Consider the following 18,181-nt stretch of genomic DNA (forward strand, 5'->3'; position numbering starts at 1 on the left):
GGGTGATCCACGCGGTTCTCGACGTGTCCGGGGCGTTCACGGTCTCCAGGATGCCGGGCGGTCGGCCGTGTGTCGCCACCTTTTCGCCCAGCGCCGGTCTCAGCCCTCGCCGAGGTCCGCCAACGTGTTCCAGAACATCAGCTCGTAGCCCTGGAGCAGCCGCACGAGTTCCACCGCGCCGCCGAAGGACACCCCGGCGTCGATCCCGGCCTGCACCGCCGCCAGACCTTGCTGCTCCAGCTCCGGCGCGGGCGTGCCGAAGAAGGCGAAGAACGCGCGGGCGTCGTCGTCGAAGCCGTAGTGGTCGCGCAGCGCGGTCGCGATCGTCGCGCAGTACTCGCCGAACGCCGCGAAGTTCGTCAGCATCGCCACCGCCGCGACCGCCGGGTCGGCGTTGAGCGCCAGCCACGCCACGTAGGCCGCGTACGCCTGGCAACCCGGCAGGGGTCGGTAGGCGCGCACGGCGGCCTCGTCGAACCCGGCCGCCGCCGCGAGCGGTGCCAGCAGCGGCAGGGCCAGGCCCTCCCCCTGCGACAGGCTGGTGAAGAACCCGCGCACGGCGGGTTCGTCCGCCCGGGACGCGAGGGTGAGGAAGCTCCGCCAGTCCGCCGGCACGATCCGGCTCTCCTCGGCGGCGAGCGCGCCGATCACCGGGACCGGCACCGCCCCCTCGGCGATCAGCGGGACGAACCGGTTCACCCCGTGGTCGTCCGCGACCGCCGCCCGGATCCGGTCGAGCAGTTCCCGCGCCGAGTGGGCCATCGCTCGTTCTCCCCTGCACACCGTGGAATCAGTCGGTGCCAGCGTAGGTGAAGATCGTTCTCCCGGGGCCGCACGACCCGCAGGGCCGAACCCTGCCGTCCGACGCGCTCGACCGCACCCGGCGGGAATTCCGGCCCGGACACCGGAGGCACGGACACCGGAGGCACGGGCGCGCCGGTCACTCGGCGCGCAGCCCCCGCAGCAGCGGGAGGTACACCTCGTCCACGAGTTCGGCGAGCGTCGTCTCGTCGAGGGTCTGCCCGCAGGTGATGTACTCGTTGCGCACCAGATCCAGCGGCGTGCGCAACGCCCGGTGGGACAGCGTGACCGGCGGCAGCTCGCCGCGCGCCACGGCCCGTTCGACGATCGTCCGCACGGTCTCGGTCAGCGGCGACGGCTGGGTCAGCCGGGCGCGCAGCAGGTCGGCCACCTCGGGGTGGCGGAACGCCTCGGCCATCACGCCGGCGATCATCTCGGTCATCATGTTGCCGGTCCGCCGCGCGATCCGGGTGAACAGGGCTAACATGTCGGTGCGCAACGACCCGGTGTCGGGAATGCCCCTGGTCACCGGCACCCGCTGGTTCCACGCGGCCAGCGCGAGTTCGGCGCGGTTCTTCCACCGGCGGTAGAGGACGGGTTTGCTGGTGCCGGCACGGGTCGCGACGCCTTCGACGGTGAACCGGGCGTAGCCGTGCTCGCTCAACTCGGCCCAGGCCGCGTCCAGGATGGCCCGCTCCAGTTCCGCCCCCCGGCGGCGCGACTTCGACTCCGGCACCCTGCTCCTAAGATACGTTGCGTTTCTTAAATATCCGGTCTACGGTACCCACCGTAAGACACTGACCGTTTCTTGGGGGGAAACGTTGTTAAATCGCCTACTCCGGACATATCTCCGTCCGTACCGGCGTGAGCTGATCATCGTGCTGGTGCTCCAGCTCATCGGCACCGTGGCCTCGCTCTACCTGCCCAGCCTCAACGCCGACATCATCGACTTCGGCATCGCCCGCGGGGACACCGACTACATCCTGACCACCGGCTGGTGGATGCTCGGCGTCACCTTCGTGCAGATCCTCTGCTCGGGCGGCGCGGTCTACTACAGCGCCCGCACGGCCATGGCCTTCGGCCGGGACGTGCGCTCGGCGGTGTTCCGCCGGGTGGGCGAGTTCTCGGCCCGCGAGGTGGCCGCGTTCGGGCCGTCCTCGCTGATCACCCGCACCACCAACGACGTGCAGCAGGTGCAGTTGCTCGTGGTGATGGTGTGCACGATCCTGGTCACCGCGCCGATCATGTGCGCGGCCGGCATCGTCATGGCGCTGCGCGAGGACGTCGGGCTGTCCTGGCTGCTCGCGGTCTGCGTGCCGGGCATGATCATCGGGATCGGCCTGGTCGTGATCCGCATGGTCCCGCAGTTCCGGCTGATGCAGGAGCGCATCGACGCGGTCAACCGGGTGCTGCGCGAGCAGCTCTCCGGGATTCGCGTCATCCGGGCGTTCGTCCGGGAACCCGCCGAGACCGCGCGGTTCGCCGACGCCAACGCCGCGCTGACCGACACCGCCCTGAAGGTCGGCCGCCTCCAGGCGTTGATCTTCCCGGTCGTCATGCTGATGTTCAACGGGTCCAGCGTCGCCGTCATGTGGTTCGGGGCGGCCCGGCTGGAGACCGGGGAGATGCAGATCGGGGCGCTGACCGCGTTCCTCAGCTACCTGATCCAGATCCTGATGGCGGTCATGATGGCCACCTTCATCTCCATGATGGTCCCGCGCGCCGCGGTCTGCGCGGAGCGGATCAACGAGGTGCTGGACACCGACTCGTCGGTGACGCCGCCCGCCACCCCGCTGCGGGAGCTGCCCGGCGGGGCCGCCGTGGAGTTCCGGCACGCCGAGTTCCGCTACCCGGGCGCGGTCGACCCGGTGCTGCGGGACGTGTCCTTCCGCGCCGAGGCCGGCCGCACCACCGCGATCATCGGCAGCACGGGCGCGGGCAAGACCACGCTGCTGTCGCTGATCCCCCGGCTGATCGACGTCACCGACGGGGGTGTCCTGGTCAACGGCGCGGACGTGCGCGAGCTCGACGCGGACGCCCTGTGCGACCGGCTCGGCCTGGTGCCGCAGCGGCCGTACCTGTTCACCGGCACGGTCGCGACCAACCTGCGGTACGGCAGACCGGACGCGACCGACGAGGAGCTGTGGGAGGCGCTGGAGATCGCCCAGGCGCGCGACTTCGTCCGGGAGATGGGCGGGCTGGAGTCGGAGATCGCCCAGGGCGGCACGAACGTCTCCGGCGGCCAGCGGCAGCGGTTGTCCATCGCGCGGGCCCTGGTCCGCCGGCCCGACGTCTACCTGTTCGACGACGCGTTCTCCGCGCTCGACCTCACCACCGACGCCCGGCTGCGCGCCGCGCTGCGACCGCACACCGCGGACTCCGTGGTGATCGTCGTCGCGCAGCGCGTGTCCACCATCATCGACGCCGAGCGGATCGTGGTGCTGGACAACGGGTCCGTCGTCGGCGTCGGCAACCACCGGGAACTGCTGGACACCTGTCCCACGTACGTGGAGATCGTCCAGTCGCAGCTTACTTCGGAGCAGGCCGCATGAGCGCACCCACCGCGAAACGCACCACGCCCGCCCGGATGGGCGGCGGCTTCCCCGGCGGGGGAATCCCGATGGGCAAGGCGGAGAACTTCGGACCCTCGGCGAAGCGCCTGGTCCGCCGGATGGGCGGGGAGCGCGCCGCGCTGTCCGCCGTGCTCGCCCTCGGCGTCGTCAGCGTCGCCCTCGCCGTGGCGGGCCCGAAGATCCTCGGGCACGCGACCGACATCCTCTTCGAGGGCGTGCTCCGGCGGGTCCGGGGGGAAGCCGGCGGCATCGACTTCGCCGCGCTGGGCGAGGTGCTGGCCTGGGTGTCGGGCCTGTACCTGGCCTCGTCGGCGTTCGCCTGGGTGCAGGGCCGAATCCTCAACAACGTGGTGCAGCGGTTCGTCTACCGGCTGCGCGCGGACGTCGAGGACAAGCTCCACCGGCTGCCCCTGCGCTACTTCGACGGCCAGCCGCGCGGCGAGCTGCTCTCCCGGGTGACCAACGACATCGACAACGTGGCGACTACCCTCCAGCAGACGTTGAGCCAGTTGTTGACCTCGCTGCTCACGGTGATCGGCGTGCTGGTGATGATGGTGACCATCTCGCCGCTGCTGGCGCTGATCGCGCTGGCCCTGATCCCGCTGACGGTGGTGGCCACCAGCGGGATCAGGAAGCGGTCGCAGAAGCTGTTCGTCGCGCAGTGGAAGCACACCGGGCAGCTCAACGCGCACATCGAGGAGTCGTTCACCGGTCACCAGCTCGTGAAGGTGTTCGGCCGGCAGCGCGAGTCCGAGGAGGAGTTCCGCCGCCGCAACGACGAGCTGGTGGCCTCGGCGCTGGGCGCGCAGTTCATCTCCGGCCTGATCATGCCGGTGATGATGTTCCTGTCCAACATCGGTTACGTGGCGGTGGCCGTGGTCGGCGGGCTGCGCATCACCTCCGGCGCGATGACGCTCGGCGAGGTGCAGGCGTTCATCCAGTACTCGCGCCAGTTCTCGCAGCCGCTGACCCAGGTGGCGTCGATGGCGAACCTGATGCAGTCCGGGGTGGCGTCCGCCGAGCGGGTGTTCGAGCTGCTCGACGCCGCCGAGGAGGAGCCGGACCCGGCCGAGGCCGCGGTGCCCGCGCAGCGGCGGGGCCGGGTGGAGTTCCACGACGTGGCCTTCTCCTACAAGCCGGAGCAACCGCTGATCCGGGACCTGTCGCTGGTCGCCGAGCCGGGCCACACGATCGCGATCGTCGGCCCGACCGGTGCGGGCAAGACCACGCTGGTCAACCTGATCATGCGGTTCTACGAGCTGGACTCGGGCCGGATCACGCTGGACGGGGTGGACATCACCGCGCTGCGCCGGCAGGACCTGCGGGCGCAGACCGGCATGGTGCTCCAGGACACCTGGCTGTTCGGCGGCACGATCCGGGACAACATCGCCTACGGCGACCCGACCGCCTCCGAGGAGCAGATCCTGGCCGCCGCCCGCGCGACCTACGTGGACCGGTTCGTCCGGACCCTGCCCGACGGCTACGACACGGTGATCGACGAGGAGGGCTCGAACGTCAGCGCGGGCGAGAAGCAGTTGATCACCATCGCCCGCGCGTTCCTGGCCGACCCGTCGCTGCTGATCCTGGACGAGGCGACCAGTTCGGTGGACACCCGGACCGAGTCGCTGGTGCAGCACGCGATGGCCGCGCTGCGCTCGTCGCGCACCAGCTTCGTCATCGCGCACCGGCTGTCCACGATCCGCGACGCCGACCTCATCCTGGTGATGGAGTCGGGCCGGATCGTCGAGCAGGGCACGCACGACGAGCTGGTGGCCCGGGACGGGGCCTACCGGCGGCTGTACTCGGCGCAGTTCGCCGCGGTGTGAGCCACGGCGGGACGTCCTCCGGCGGGTGCCGGGGGACGTCCCGCCGGAGGTTCCGGGTGTCCGACCACGGGGCCGCACCCTCCACTGTGGACTGACGTGCTCGCCGGGCGGGGTTGCGGAGCCGGAACCCCTTCTACCAAAAGGGTGAATCACCTCGACCGGGCTCCCCGCCGCCGGACGATGGGATAGCCTCGCGAGCCTGAACGACACGGGAGGCGCGAGCCATGTCCATCGACGTCCAGCAGCCCCGTCCCCACGACCTCGTCGGCAACTCGATCCGGATCGCCGGTGTCGCCGGCGGCGCGTTCGAGGCGAACTTCAACTACCGCGTGCACGAGGGTCACGACGAGGTCGTCGGAGCCTTCCTGGCCGGTGACGGCATCGGCGGCCACGGGCAGTTCCAGGTGTCCGTGGACGTGTCCGGCGCGGCGTTCACCGCCACCCGGCTGTTCGTGGAGGTCTACCACGTCTCGCCGAAGGACGGCGAGGAGCGCGACAAGGTGGTCGTGCCGGTCCTGTGGGGGCCCCGGATCGTGCCCGGCTACCAGGTGTACCAGGAGCACACCGTGCAGGCGGGCGAAACCCTGTGGGGCCTCGCCACGCACTACTACGGCAACGGCGACCTCTACCACCGGTTGGTGGCCGCGAACCCGCAGACCATCACCGACCCGAACACCATCCGGCCCGGCGACCTCGTCCGGGTGCCCCGGACCTGACCCGCCCGGCGGGCCCGCCGCTGTCGGCCGTGCCCTACCGGCGGGACGACGTGCTCACGAAGCCCACCGCCGCGAGCACCACGAGGCACCCGACGAGTTGCGGCCCGCTCGGCCGTTCGCCCAGCAGGACGACGCCGAGCAGGATCGCCGCGACGGGCTGGAGCAGCATGAGCGTCGCGCCGGTCGAACTGGGCATCCGGGGCAGCGCCGAGGAGATCAGCAGCCAGCCCACGATCTGGCCGATCAGCGCCAGGGCGAGCAGCCAGCCCAGGGCGGGCCACCCCGGCGTGAGGTCGAGCTTGCCGGTCGGCACGCCGAACGCGACCGCGACCACCCCGGCCGACACGGTCGCCAGGAACAGGGTGTGCTCCCTGCTGCCGGGCCCCGAGGAGTGCCGGATCAGCACCAGGTAGGCGGCGAACCCGACCCCCGCGCCGATCGCGAGCACCGCGCCCAGCACCGGGTCCGAGCCGGAGGCGGGGGTGCCCGCCAGCCCGCCCGCGAGCACGATTCCGCCCAGCAGCACCGGGACCGCGAGCACGAACCGGGTCGACGGGCGTTCCCGGAACACCAGGTAGGCCACCACCGGCACGATCACCACCTGGACCGACAGCAGCACGGTCGCGACACCCGCGCCGACCAACGAGATGGCGTCGCCCCACAGCACGAAGTCCACGCCCAGCCCGACGCCCGCGAGCAGCGGCAGCAGGATTCCGCGCGCCGCCGTGCCGCGCCGCCGCTCCCACACCACCAGCACCGCGAGGATCGGCAGGGAGCACAGGCAGCGCCAGAACGCGCTGGTCGCGCCCGTGGTGCCGGAGACCTTGATGAACACCGACGACAGCGCGACGCAGAAGCTGCCCGCCAGCGCTAGCAACACCGGGTTCACCCGTGGCCGGGCGGGTGCGGCGGCGGGACGGGCTCCGATCGTGGTCACCGGTCCAGCCTGGGCGCGCCGACCATCAAGCACAAGCGAATGTCCGTCAGCGGATTCCGGTAGCTTCACTACCGTGTTCGGTCTGGAGAGGATGCGTGCCCTGCACGCCGTCGCGACCCACGGGACGGTCGCCGCGGCGGCCTCCGCGCTGCACGTCACCCCGTCCGGGGTGTCCCAGCAACTGGCGAAGCTGGAACGCGAGGCCGGCCAACGCCTGCTGGAGCCGCACGGCCGCACCATCCGCCTGACCACCGCCGGGCACGTGCTGGCCGGGCACGCGGCGGGCATCCTGGCCCAGGTCGAGAAGGCCCGCGCCGACCTCGAACTGCTCCGCGACGACATCACCGGCCCGCTGCGCGTCGGCGCGATCCCGACCAGCGTGCACGCGTTGCTGCCGCCCGTGCTGGCGGTCCTGCGCGCCCAGCACCCCGGTCTGGAGGTGACCCTGCACGAGGGCGAGGCCGAGGAGACCATGCCGCGCGTGGTGGACGGCCGGCTGGACGTGGCGGTGGTGGAGAGCTGGGAGCACCGGCCGGTGGTCGTGCCGCCCACGGTGTCGAGGACGATCCTGCTGCACGACGTCGCCGACCTCGTCCTGCCCGCGAGCCACCGCCTGGCGCACCGCAAGGCGGTGGACCTGGCCGAGGTGGACGACATCCCGTGGATCGGGTGGAGCGCGGGATCGGGGTGCCACGACTGGCTGGTGCTCGTGCTGCGGCAGCACGGCAACCACGGCCGGATCAGTTGCACGGTCGGCAGCTACCCGACCCAGCTCGCCCTCGTGGCGGCCAACGTGGGCGCGGCCGTCGTGCCCCGCCTGGGCCGCGACTCCGTGCCGGACGGCGTCCGGGTCGTCACCACCCGCCCCGCGCTGAACCGGACGATCTACGCGATCAACCGCGCCGAGGACGACGACCGCGGCGCGATCCGCGCGTGCGTGGACGCCCTGGCCGCCGCCTCGGCCCGCTTCGAGAACCCCGCGTAGCCGGGGAGAGGGGAGCTTCCGCGCCACGGCGGGGCGGTCCGGTGCCGCAGCAGCGCGTCACCTCCCGGGTCGTGCCGGCCCCCGGCGCGCGGGCGCGGCGTTCAGCGGCTCTCCGGGTAGTCCACGTACCCTTCCGCGCCGCCCTGGTAGTAGGTGTCGGGATCGCCCGCCGCCACCGCGCGGCCCCACGCGAACCGGGCCACCAGGTCGGGGTTCGCGATGTAGTGCTTGGCGTAGGAGACCGCGTCCACGACCCCGGCCGCCACGATCGCGTTCCCCGACTCCCGGTCGAACCCCAGGTTCCCGATCACCGGCCCGTCGAAGACCTCGCGGTACCGCGCGAAATCCGCGAAGTCCGGTGTGCCGCCGGCCGATTCCCGGCCGCGCAGGTGCAGGTACGCCAACGGGCGCTCCCCCAGCATCCGCACGTGGTCCTCGTACGCGGCCACGGTGGCCTCGTCCGCGACGAACCCCTCCGTGTCCCAGTACGGCGACAGCCGCACCCCGACCCGGCCGTCGCCCCACACCGCGCCCACCGCGTCGACCACCTCCGCCAGCAGCCGCCCGCCCCGGTAGCCGTCCACCCGCGAGTTCGTCCGCGCGGTCAGGAAGCGCGGGAGCAGGAACGCACCCACCGCGTGCACCTCGGCACCGTCGAACCCGGCGTGCCGCGCCCGCACCGCCGCCGTCGCGAAATCGGCCACCACCTCCCGGATGTCCGCGCTCGACAGGTCCGCCGGGGCCGCCGGGCCGGCGTGCCACAACTGCACGACGATCCGCCCGCCCAGGGCGTGCACCACGTCGGTCACCCGCCGCCACGCGGCCACCTGCTCGTCGGAGTACACCCCGGGCACGTTCGGGAACCCCACCGCCCGCTCGCCGACCCACGTCCCCTCGGTGACGATCAGGCCGGCGGTCGCCCGCTGCCCGTAGTACACCGCGTGCAGCCCGGTCGGCACGAGCCCGTCGCCCGCCCGCGCCCGCGTCACGGGGGCCATCACCACCCGGTTGGGAAGGCGCAGCTCACCCAGTTCGACTGGCGTCAACAGCGGTTGGGCGGTTGTGATGTCGGTCATCGGCACGCGTCTCCTGTCACTTCGCCCGGGTTCGGGCCGTCAACCGGGTGACGCGGCACGACGGGGAAAGGTGACCCATGGACGAGTTGGCGGCGCTCTTCGAGACCCACCGGGGCCGGTTGCGCGCGGTCGCCTACCGGATGCTCGGGTCCTCGGGCGAGGCCGAGGACGCGGTGCAGGAGGCGTGGGTGCGGCTGAGCCGGATCGACGCGGGCGAGCTGGACGACCTGGCCGCGTGGCTGCGGACGGTCGTGTCGCGGGTGTGCCTGGACGTGCTGCGCGCCCGCCGCGCCCGACCGGAGGAACCGGTCGGGCGGGTGCCGGACCGTCCGTCCGCCGACGACCCGGAGCAGGAGTTGCTGCTGGCCGAGTCGGTGGGGCGGGCGCTGCTGGTCGTGCTGGACGCGCTCGCGCCGGCCGAGCGGGTGGCGTTCGTGCTGCACGACTCGTTCGCGGTGCCGTTCGACGAGATCGCACCGATCGTCGGCCGCACCGCCGCGACCACCAAGAAGCTCGCCAGCCGCGCCCGGCAGCGGATCAAGGGCGCGCCGCGCCTGCCCGACGCCGAAGTCGCGGCGCACCGGCACGTCGTGGAGGCGTTCCTGGCCGCCGCGCGCACCGGCGACCTCGACGCGCTGCTCGCCGTGCTCGCGCCGGACGTGGTGCGGGTCGCCGACCCGGCCACCGTCCCGCCCGGCACCCCCGCCGTCGTGCGCGGCGCGCACGCCGTCGCCGAGGAAGCCGTCCTGCTGTCCGCCAAGTCCCGCTACGCCGAGCCCGCACTGGTCGACGGGGCGGTGGGCGCGGTCGTCGCACCGCTCGGCCGGCTCCGGCTGGCGCTGGCCGTCGAGGTGTCGGGCGGTCGGGTCACGCGGTACGAGGTGGTCGCCGACCCGCACCGGCTCACCCGGCTCGTGATCGCGATCCCCGCCTGACCCAAGCAACCCGGGCAACCCGAGTGATCCGCACATCCCGCGCGCTCCGGCGGCCGGCTGTCGAAGTCCGTTGCGCCGGACGAACCACCGGACCGGCGTCGAACGCGGTGGGACCGCACCGGCGCGGGCAACAGGTCGGAAACTTCCGCACCGTTCCGCGCCGGCGCGGCGGACCCGGTCAATACCATGGGACCGTGAGTGATTCGTCCCGTCCGCCGGCGAAATCCGTCGTCGTGAGCCTGTTCGCGGTCGCCGCGACCGCTGTCGTGGCGGCGTCGGTGCTGACCGTCGTCGCCGTGGCCAACGCCGGCCCGAGTCGCGGCAGCGCCGCCGAGTCGGGCGACCGGCCCTCCCCCACCCCGCGCGAGTCCGACCGGCCGCGCGCCGAGGGGCTGCCCCTGTGCCTGGTCGGCTCCTGGGTCACGGTCGAGGAGCGGTCCATGGTCAAGTTCTACAACGACGCCGACCCGATCCTGTTCACCAGCAGCGGCCGGCGCTACGAGTTCCGCCCCGACGGAACCGGTACCGAACGGCAGGACAACGTGACGCTCATCGGCAACCACCAGGGCACCGAGCTGCGCATCGTGGCCAACGGGACCAACGAGTTCACCTGGCGGGCGACGGCCAAGCAGATCACCTACGCGGCACGCACGTCCACGACGATCACCTACTCCTTCTACGACCAGCGGGGCCTGATCGCCACCCAGCCGCAGGAGGCCAAGCAGGACCTCAACGAGGTGGACGACTACGCGTGCGAGGGCACCCAGGCCGCCGAGACGAACCCGGCCGGCTACCAGTCGCTCTGGGCGCGCACCGAGGCGAGCGGGGTGTACGGCTGATGGCGCGGGTGCAGGCACTGCTCGGCGTGGTCGCGCTGCTGGCGTTGACGCCGCTGCCCGCCGCCGCGCAACCGTCCAGCCCGGAGGAGCGCGCCGCCGCGGTGGCGCGGCCGGGCGTCGTGTACATCTCGGTCACCTGGCACGGCTGGGTGCGCGACAAGCGGTCCGGCGAGGTGTTCGGCGGCACCGCCGGGTACGAGGTGAAGACCTCGTGCAGCGGCGCGGTCATCAGCCCCGACGGGTACGTCGCCACGGCCAGCCACTGCGTCCACACCGGACCGCTGGGCGGCGGCGGCGCGCTGTTCGACGCGGCCATCGCCGACCTGGCCAAGGCCGGCCGGGTGCGCGACTCCACCAAGGCGCGGCAGCAGTTCGCGGAGCACGGCCAAGCCGAGGGCTTCACCCCGGACAGCCCGGTGGACCGGCTGATCCAGGTCGAGCGCATGGAGAAGCGCGATTCCGGGCAGGAGCGCGACATCGCACCGGCGACGGTGGTCGACCTGGTCGCGCCCGGCGACGGCGACGTGGCGGTGCTGAAGATCCCGCGCGAGAACCTGCCGTCGATCGAGGTCCGCCGGGACCAGCCGCCGGTCGGCGCGCCGATCCTGGCCATCGGCTACCCCGGCTCGACGGACAAGACCGTCGACCCGAGCCTGGAGCCGAGCAACAAGAACGGCCAGATCTCCGCGCGGCGCACCCAGGGCGGGCGGCCGTTCTACGAGTTCAGCGCCGCCGCCACGCACGGCATGAGCGGCGGGCCGGTGGTCGACATGCAGGGCGGCATCGTCGGCCTGATCAGCCAGGGGTCGCCGGGCGAGACCCAGTCGTTCAACTTCGCCGCCTCGTCCCAGACCCTCTCCGAGGTGCTGGAGCGCAAGGAGGTCCAGACCGGGATCGGGCAGCACGACGAGGACTACCGGACCGGGCTGGACCGCTTCTTCGAGGGCGACTACGACGGCGCGGCCACCTACTTCGACGCCGCGCTGGCCGGGTCGCCGGGCAACCAGCAGGCCGCCGACTACCTCAAGCAGGCCACCGACAAGGGCGGTGTGCCGGGCAGCTCCCCCGCCACGCTGCTGATGATCTTCGCGATCATCTGCGGCGGCGTGGCGGTGGCCACCGCCACGGCCGGGACCGCGATCGTCGTCTCCCGCCGCAAGCGCGCCGCCGCGAACGCCGCGCCCCGGGTCGGCGCACCGGCGACGCCGGCCGGCGGATACGTGCCCGCGACGCCGGCCGGCGGGTACGTGCCCGCGACGCCACCCGGCGGGTACGCGCCGGTCACCCCGGCGGGCGGATACCCCGCGACCCCGGGTGGCGGGTACCCGCAGGTGTCGCCGTGGGCCAACACCGCCGCGCCCCAGCCGGCGGCCCCGCAGCAGGCGGCCCCGCAGCAGGCGGCCCCGCAGCAGGCAGTTCCGCAGCAGGCAGTTCCGCCGGCGGCCCGGCCCAAGCCGACCGCCGTGATGCCCCAGCCCTTCCCCACGACCCCCGCCCCGGTGCCGCCCCTGCCCGGCCCCGCGCAACCCGGTGCGGGGCAACCCGGTGCCGCGACGCCGGACGGGCACCCGACCGTCACCCGACAGGTCAAGGTGCCCATCGCGGAGGACGCACCCACGGTGTCCACCTCCGCCCCGGACCTCTCGGCGCTACCAGTTGTTCTCGGCGTTGATCCACAGACCGATCGCCAGCGCGATGCCGACCAGGCTGACGGGGGTGAAGGTCGAGGTCACCAGGCTGATGACCAGACCCAGCCCCGCCGTCGCGACGTAGACGCGGGGACCCCACCTGCGGGTCATCCACGCGCCGACCAGGCCGACCACGGCGATCAGGCTCACGGCGGTGACGAGGGCCGCCAGGCGTAACTCCTCGTCCTCCCAGTCACGACCGTGGTCGATCTCGTCCACCATGGCGACCACCCCGATCAGCAGGGTGAAGAGGTTGGCCAGGGACATCAGGACGAGGACGACGATGATGCCCGCGCTCTTCTTGGGGCGCGGGCCGACCGCCGGCAGATCGGGGTGGGACTGGGACCGGGGCATGACGAAGTCCTCTCACGACAGGGGAAATCGTTGCCCGGAAAGGATTTCCGGGCACCGCGAGGATGTCCTCGTTGTCGGAGAGGCTAGTGACCCGCGGGTGGTTCCGGCGAGCCCGGCGGGGGTGGAAAGTTCCGATTGCGGGCGATGCGCTCGACATCGGCCAGGTCCGCCGACGTGACCAGCCGGACCTCCGCCGCGCGGCGGGCCACCGAGAACCGGATGTTCTGCAACCGCCCCACGTGCGGGATCGTGAACGGGTCGTCGGACACGCCGAACGCGATCGCCGAGATGGCCCGGATGGCGTCGTCGACCCGTTGCGGGCGCTGGAGGTTCCAGGTGTAGCCGTGCCACTGCCGCACCCGTTCGTAGATCTCCCGGTTGGACGGCGGGCGCGGGTAGTCGTCGTTGCCCGCGAGCCACGGCTCGCACAGCGCGAGCGCCACGAACCAGTCGCGCCCGCCGCGCACCAGACCCGGGCCCTTCTCGGTGTCCAACCCCTCGGGCAGGGCGGGGGGCACCTCCGGGTCGGTCTCCACGTCGATGTTCACCACCAGGTCGGCGAACCCGTGCCCGCCCTGCCTGCCGAGCAGCAGCACGAGCTGGTTCTCGCCCCGGTCCAGCAGCGCCGACATCGCGCGCGCCAGGATCACCCGGCGCGCGCCGCCCGGCGCGTCGAACAGGCTCGAAAGCTGGGCCTCACCCGCGCCGAGCCAGTGCAGCATCACGGTGTTCTCGCCCACCACGAGCTCGCCGACCAGCCGGGACACGTGCGCCGCGCAGTCCGGCAGGGTCAGCGCGACCCGTCCCGGTCCCGGTGTCGCGGCGGCGTGCGGGGCCCGACCGAACAGCAGGGACTCGCCGGGTCGCAACACGACCGACGCCATCCCGGAACCCCGCACCACCACGCGCTGCATCGCACCTCTCCTCAGTTGGGGCAGGACGGCGGCGAGCCGCGGTCCGAGCCCAACGCGTTCCACTCGTCGGCCAGCGTGTCGCGGTTCAGCGAGCCGCACAGCACCTCGACACCGCTGCCCGGGTCGAGGTCCCACAGCCTGGTCACGCCGTCCGCACCGCCGCTGGCCAGCCGCCTGCCCGACGAGTCGAACGCCACGTCGTTGAGCTGGTCCTCGTGCCGGTCCATCCGGGCCAGCGGCCGGTGGTCCGCCGCGTCCCACACCCGGACGACGGTGTCCTGGCTGGCCGTGGCGATCATCTTGCCGTCCGGACTGTAGGTGACGCGACGCACGGTCGAGTCACTGCCGGTGAGCGTGCCGACCTGGGTGCCGTCGCGCACCCGCCACAACCGCACCAGGCGGTCCGACCCGGCCGTGGCCAGGGTGCCGCCGTCGGGGCTGAACTCGGCGTCGATCGCGATCCCGTCGTGGCCGGGCAGGATGGTCATCTCCGCGCCGGTGTCCACCAGGTTCCACAGGCCGACCTTGCCGGCGGACAGCGTGACGGCCAGCGTCCGGCCGTCCGGGCTGAACGCGATCCCGTTGGGGTAGTTGGACTTCATCTCGTCGGCCTGGTTGTTGCGCGGGTTGTCGCGGGTCGGTCGCCGCTGCGGCGACTCGGCGAGGTCGGACGCGTCGAGCAGCAGCAGCTCGTCCCGGTCCTCCTCGGAGGTCGCGGGGGCGCGCCCGCCGACCGCGATCCGCTCGCCGTCCGGGCTGAACCGCACGGCGGTGAACACCGTGCCCGGCCGGCTGAAGCGGCGCAGCTCGACGCCCTCGGTGTTCCACAGCACCACCGCGCCGTCCTCGCCGGCCGTGACCAGCTCGGTCCCCTCCGGGTTGAACGCCACGTCGTACGCCGCGCCCTTGTGCGCCTGCGCCCGCTTCACCAGGTCGCCCGCGGCGCTGTCCCACAGGTGCAGCACGCCGGCCCCGTCCACGGACGCGAGCAGGTCGCCGTTCGGCTGGAACCTGGTGCCGATGACGGCGGCCGACCGGTCGCCCAGCGTGGTCCGCAGCAGCGACCACACGGTGATCTCGCCCGAGGAGTCCGCGCCGACCAGGGTGTGCCCGTCGGAGGACACCGCGACCCCGTACATGGTCACCGAGCGGGTGGCCAGGCGGGCGACGAGCGCGCCGTTGGTCGGGTCCCAGGTGTAGACGCTGGTGCCGACGCCGCTGGCGACCACGGTGGACCCGCCGGGGCTCCACGTGACGGCGCTCAGCCCGCCCTCGAACGTGGTCAGGGTGAGCCGGGTGGCCCAGGACGTGGTGTCCCACAGCCGCAGCGCGCCGTCCATGGCGGCGGTGGCCAGCGTCTTGCCGTCCGGGCTGAACGCCAGGGCCGAGACCATGATGGTGTGCCCGGTGAGGGTCGCGACCAGCGCGCCGTCCGCGACCCGGTGGACCTCGACCTGCTCCTTGTTGGTGGTGGCGACCAGGGTGCTGTCCGCGCTGTAGGCCAGGAAGATCGACGGTGAGGCCTGGAACGAGGTGATCTCGGTCCAGGTGCTCGTGTCCCAGATGACGACGCCCTTGTCCATCAGGGTGGCCACGGTCTTGCCGTCCTGGGCCATGGCGACGTCGATGCCCTCACCGGGCAGCCGCTTGAGCACCTTGCGCTCCTCGACGTCCCAGATGGTCACCGCCTTCTGCGTCGGGTTGGCCGCCGCGACCACCTTGCCGTCCCCGGACATCGACACCGTCCGGTACCAGCCGCCGGACTCGTCCAGCGCGGCGATCTCCCGGCGGCCGGGGACGTCCCACATCCGCAGCGTGCCGTCCCGCCCGCCGGTGACCGCGACCGTGCCCTCGCCGTTCATCGCGATCGACGAGATGATGCCCTCGTGGCTGGTGCTGATCCGGCCCCGGTAGCTGTCGGACTGCGCGGACAGCAGCGCGCTGCGGCTCTCCACGGTCTGCCCCGCCTGCCACGAGCCGAGCGCGAACAGCGCACCGCGCCGAGGGTCCACCCCCCGGGTCTGGGCGGCTTCGGCGGCGAGCTGGCGGGACAGGTTGAGCTGGCGCGCGCTGTTCGCCTGGTCGCGCTGGTCGTTCGCGTTCTGCTGGAGCTTGATCGCGACGACCACCATGCCGGACGCGACGAGCAGCAGGACGCTCAGCGACGCCACCAGCACCCGCAGCCGCCGGGTGCGCTGCCGGGCGGCGACCTGGCCCGCGTGCTCGGCGGCGTTGGAGCGGAGGAGGAACTCCCGCTCGACGGGCTGGAGCCGGACCCGGTCGCGGGCGGTGTCCAGCCACGAGGTGAGCGACGCCAGCCGGATGCCCCGGTACAGGTCGTCGGCGAGCCGGCCGGACTCGGCCCACACCCGCACCGCGTCGGCGAACCGGCGGTGCTGGATCAGGCCGGCGCGGTCCTCGTCGATCCAGCCGCGCAGCCGGGGCCACGCGGTGAGCAGCGCCTCGTGGCTCAGCCGCGCGCCGGAGCCGTCCACGGTGACCAGGCGGGCGGTGATCAGGTGGTCCACGATCGCCGGCGCGGGCAGTTCGCGCGGGTCGACCCGGCGGCGCACCGCCGTGCCGTCGTCGAACACGGTCACCATGCGCAGCATCGTGTCGCGCAGGTACTGCCGGCCCAGCGGGTCCAGTCGGTCGTGGATCTCCTCCGCGGTGCGCGACACCGCGCCGTCGATCCCGCCGACCCGCCGGTACGCGGCGAGGGTGAGCACGGTGCCCTCGCGGTGGTTCCAGGTCTCGCGCAGGGCGTGCGCGAGCCGGGGCAGCGCGCCGGGGTCGTAGCCGATCTCGCCGCGCACGCCGAGGTCGGCGATGAGCCGCTCGGGCAGGCCGGGTTCGATCTCCAGGCCCGCGTCCCGGGCGGGCGTGACGATCGCCTGGCGCAGCTCGGTGGCGTCCATCGGGCCGAGCAGCACGGGCGCGGTCAGCGCCGGCCGCAGGGCGGCCAGCTCGATGCACCGGTCCACCAGGTCGGCGCGCACCGCCAGCACCACGATCGCCGGGCTCGCCGAGGTGAGCGCGGTGGCGTAGGCGAGCCGGTCGGACTCGGGGGTGCCGTAGGTGAACAGCTCCTCGAACTGGTCGACCAGGATCACCGGGCGGGAGGTGGTCGCGCCGACCGACCGGGCGCACAGCGCGCCGAACTGGTCGGGCGTCTCGCGGATCACCCGCGCCCACTCCTCCGGGCCGACCTGGGACCGGGCGGCCATCGCCAGGGCGAGGCCGCGCACCGGGTCCGGGCCGGGGGTGAGCACGATCTGGGGCCACTCCGCGTCGGACGCCTCGCCGGCCAGCACGGGCAGCAGGCCGGCGCGCAGCACGGACGACTTGCCCGAGCCGGACGCGCCGACCACCACGACCGGCTCGCCGCCGTCGACCTGCTCGGCCAACCGCACCAGCAGGTCGGAGACCACGTGGTCGCGGCCGTGGAAGACGTCCGCGTCGGTCCGCTCGAACCCGCTCAGACCGGGGTACGGGCACACCGGCTCCTGCCCGAGCCGCCGCGTCGCGGGGCGGCGCGCGCGGGAGGCCCGCACGATCGCCTTGACGATCCGGGCCTGGTCGCGCTCCTTGGACGGGCCGAGCAGGGTCGGCTTGGCCGACCGGGCGGTGTCGCCGGAGTAGGCGGCCTCCTCGGCCGCGGTGAGCATCGCGGTCACCGTCGCGAACCGGCGGGCGGGTTCCTTGGCCAGGCCGCGCAGCACCACGGCGTCCAGCGCGGGCGTGATCGTCGGCACGAACACCGACGGCGCGGGCGCTGGTTGCAGCAGGTGCGCGGCGACCTTCGCGGCCATGTCGTCCAGCGGGTACGGCAGCCGGCCGGTCAGGCACTCGAACAGCACGCAGGCCAGCGAGTACTGGTCGGCGCGGCCGTCCACGAGCCCGCGCGAGAGCCGTTCGGGGGCCATGTAGTCCCACGACCCGATCAGGTCGCCGGACTGGGTGAGCACGGTGGCGTCGGACGAGGTCTCGCGGGCGATGCCGAAGTCGGTCAGGTACGCCTTGCCCGCGCCGTCGACCATGATGTTGGACGGCTTCACGTCCCGGTGCACCAGGCCGCCCTCGTGCGCGGCGTCCAGCGCCCGCGCCACCTGGCGCAGGACGGCCAGCGCGCGGTCCTGGTCGACCGAGCCCTGCCCGAGCATCCGGCGCAGGTCCGCACCGTCGATCAGCGCCATGTCGAGGTAGAGCTGGCCGTCGATCTCGCCGAAGTCGTTGACCGGGACGATGTTCGGGTGGCTCAGCGCCGCCGCCAGCCGCGATTCCCGCTGGAAGCGGGCCCGGAACTCCGGGTCGGAGGCCGAGGGCGGCAGCTTCTTCAGCGCCACGATCCGGTCGTTGACCGTGTCGTAGGCCCGGTGCACCACGCCCATGCCGCCCTGGCCCAGCATCCCGAGGATGCGGTACGGCCCGAAGTCCGGTAATTCGGCCCGGTGATCCGCTGCCATCAACGCCCCCTGTCTCGCGGTCGCACCACCCTACTGAGACAGTTCGAACGGGGTGCGGGTTCCCCGCCGCA

The 18,181-nt window shown here is 73.0% G+C and carries 13 protein-coding genes; 7 read left to right on the forward strand and 6 right to left on the reverse strand.

Annotation, left to right across the window (positions count from 1 at the left end):
- Positions 1 to 99 precede the first annotated feature (99 nt).
- Positions 100 to 762 carry a transcriptional regulator gene (locus AB0G01_RS17425; RefSeq protein ID WP_360946341.1) on the reverse strand — a complete coding sequence of 221 codons (663 nt, stop codon included), beginning with the start codon at positions 760 to 762 and terminating at the stop codon, positions 100 to 102.
- Positions 763 to 940: 178 nt separating this feature from the next.
- Entirely contained in the window at positions 941 to 1,537 is a 597-nt protein-coding gene (locus tag AB0G01_RS17430; protein WP_360946344.1) for a TetR/AcrR family transcriptional regulator, read from the reverse strand.
- A gap of 85 nt (positions 1,538 to 1,622) precedes the next feature.
- Here AB0G01_RS17430 and AB0G01_RS17435 point away from each other — a divergent pair, with 85 nt between their 5' ends.
- From AB0G01_RS17435 to AB0G01_RS17445, 3 genes are all read left to right on the forward strand, one after another.
- Positions 1,623 to 3,353 (forward strand): ABC transporter ATP-binding protein, encoded by a 1,731-nt coding sequence (locus AB0G01_RS17435; RefSeq protein WP_360946347.1) that lies wholly within the window; start codon positions 1,623 to 1,625, stop codon positions 3,351 to 3,353.
- A complete protein-coding gene (locus tag AB0G01_RS17440; RefSeq protein ID WP_360946350.1) occupies positions 3,350 to 5,200 on the forward strand; it encodes an ABC transporter ATP-binding protein in 1,851 nt (616 codons plus the stop codon). The genes AB0G01_RS17435 and AB0G01_RS17440 overlap by 4 nt, the downstream gene beginning before the upstream one ends.
- 224 nt (positions 5,201 to 5,424) lie before the next feature.
- Complete coding sequence (locus AB0G01_RS17445; RefSeq protein ID WP_360946353.1) at positions 5,425 to 5,916, forward strand: Gmad2 immunoglobulin-like domain-containing protein; 492 nt, start codon at positions 5,425 to 5,427, stop codon at positions 5,914 to 5,916.
- A 34-nt stretch (positions 5,917 to 5,950) separates the two neighbouring features.
- On the opposite strand, the gene AB0G01_RS17450 is transcribed toward AB0G01_RS17445, so the two are convergent.
- Positions 5,951 to 6,853 carry a DMT family transporter gene (locus AB0G01_RS17450; RefSeq protein ID WP_360946356.1) on the reverse strand — a complete coding sequence of 301 codons (903 nt, stop codon included), beginning with the start codon at positions 6,851 to 6,853 and terminating at the stop codon, positions 5,951 to 5,953.
- Between the two features lie 73 nt (positions 6,854 to 6,926).
- Between AB0G01_RS17450 and AB0G01_RS17455 the strand changes: the two genes are divergently transcribed.
- The gene (locus AB0G01_RS17455) at positions 6,927 to 7,838 is read left to right on the forward strand and encodes a LysR substrate-binding domain-containing protein (RefSeq protein ID WP_360946359.1); all 912 of its coding nucleotides are present in this window, start codon (positions 6,927 to 6,929) and stop codon (positions 7,836 to 7,838) included.
- A 101-nt stretch (positions 7,839 to 7,939) separates the two neighbouring features.
- Here AB0G01_RS17455 and AB0G01_RS17460 read toward each other — a convergent pair whose 3' ends face one another.
- Entirely contained in the window at positions 7,940 to 8,914 is a 975-nt protein-coding gene (locus AB0G01_RS17460) for an alkene reductase (RefSeq protein WP_360946362.1), read from the reverse strand.
- A gap of 77 nt (positions 8,915 to 8,991) precedes the next feature.
- Between AB0G01_RS17460 and AB0G01_RS17465 the strand changes: the two genes are divergently transcribed.
- From AB0G01_RS17465 to AB0G01_RS17475, 3 genes are all read left to right on the forward strand, one after another.
- Positions 8,992 to 9,849 (forward strand): sigma-70 family RNA polymerase sigma factor, encoded by an 858-nt coding sequence (locus AB0G01_RS17465; RefSeq protein ID WP_360946365.1) that lies wholly within the window; start codon positions 8,992 to 8,994, stop codon positions 9,847 to 9,849.
- Positions 9,850 to 10,043: 194 nt separating this feature from the next.
- On the forward strand, positions 10,044 to 10,688 hold the full coding sequence (locus AB0G01_RS17470) for a hypothetical protein (protein ID WP_360946368.1): 645 nt from the start codon (positions 10,044 to 10,046) through the stop codon (positions 10,686 to 10,688).
- On the forward strand, positions 10,688 to 12,553 hold the full coding sequence (locus AB0G01_RS17475) for a trypsin-like peptidase domain-containing protein (protein WP_360946371.1): 1,866 nt from the start codon (positions 10,688 to 10,690) through the stop codon (positions 12,551 to 12,553). The genes AB0G01_RS17470 and AB0G01_RS17475 overlap by 1 nt, the downstream gene beginning before the upstream one ends.
- A gap of 260 nt (positions 12,554 to 12,813) precedes the next feature.
- On the opposite strand, the gene AB0G01_RS17480 is transcribed toward AB0G01_RS17475, so the two are convergent.
- Positions 12,814 to 13,644 (reverse strand): hypothetical protein, encoded by an 831-nt coding sequence (locus tag AB0G01_RS17480; protein ID WP_360946374.1) that lies wholly within the window; start codon positions 13,642 to 13,644, stop codon positions 12,814 to 12,816.
- Between the two features lie 11 nt (positions 13,645 to 13,655).
- On the reverse strand, positions 13,656 to 18,110 hold the full coding sequence (locus tag AB0G01_RS17485; protein WP_360946377.1) for a protein kinase: 4,455 nt from the start codon (positions 18,108 to 18,110) through the stop codon (positions 13,656 to 13,658).
- Positions 18,111 to 18,181 lie beyond the last annotated feature (71 nt).

The sequence above is a fragment of the Actinosynnema sp. NPDC023587 genome (assembly GCF_040640215.1).
In the GTDB taxonomy this organism is placed as follows: domain Bacteria; phylum Actinomycetota; class Actinomycetes; order Mycobacteriales; family Pseudonocardiaceae; genus Actinosynnema.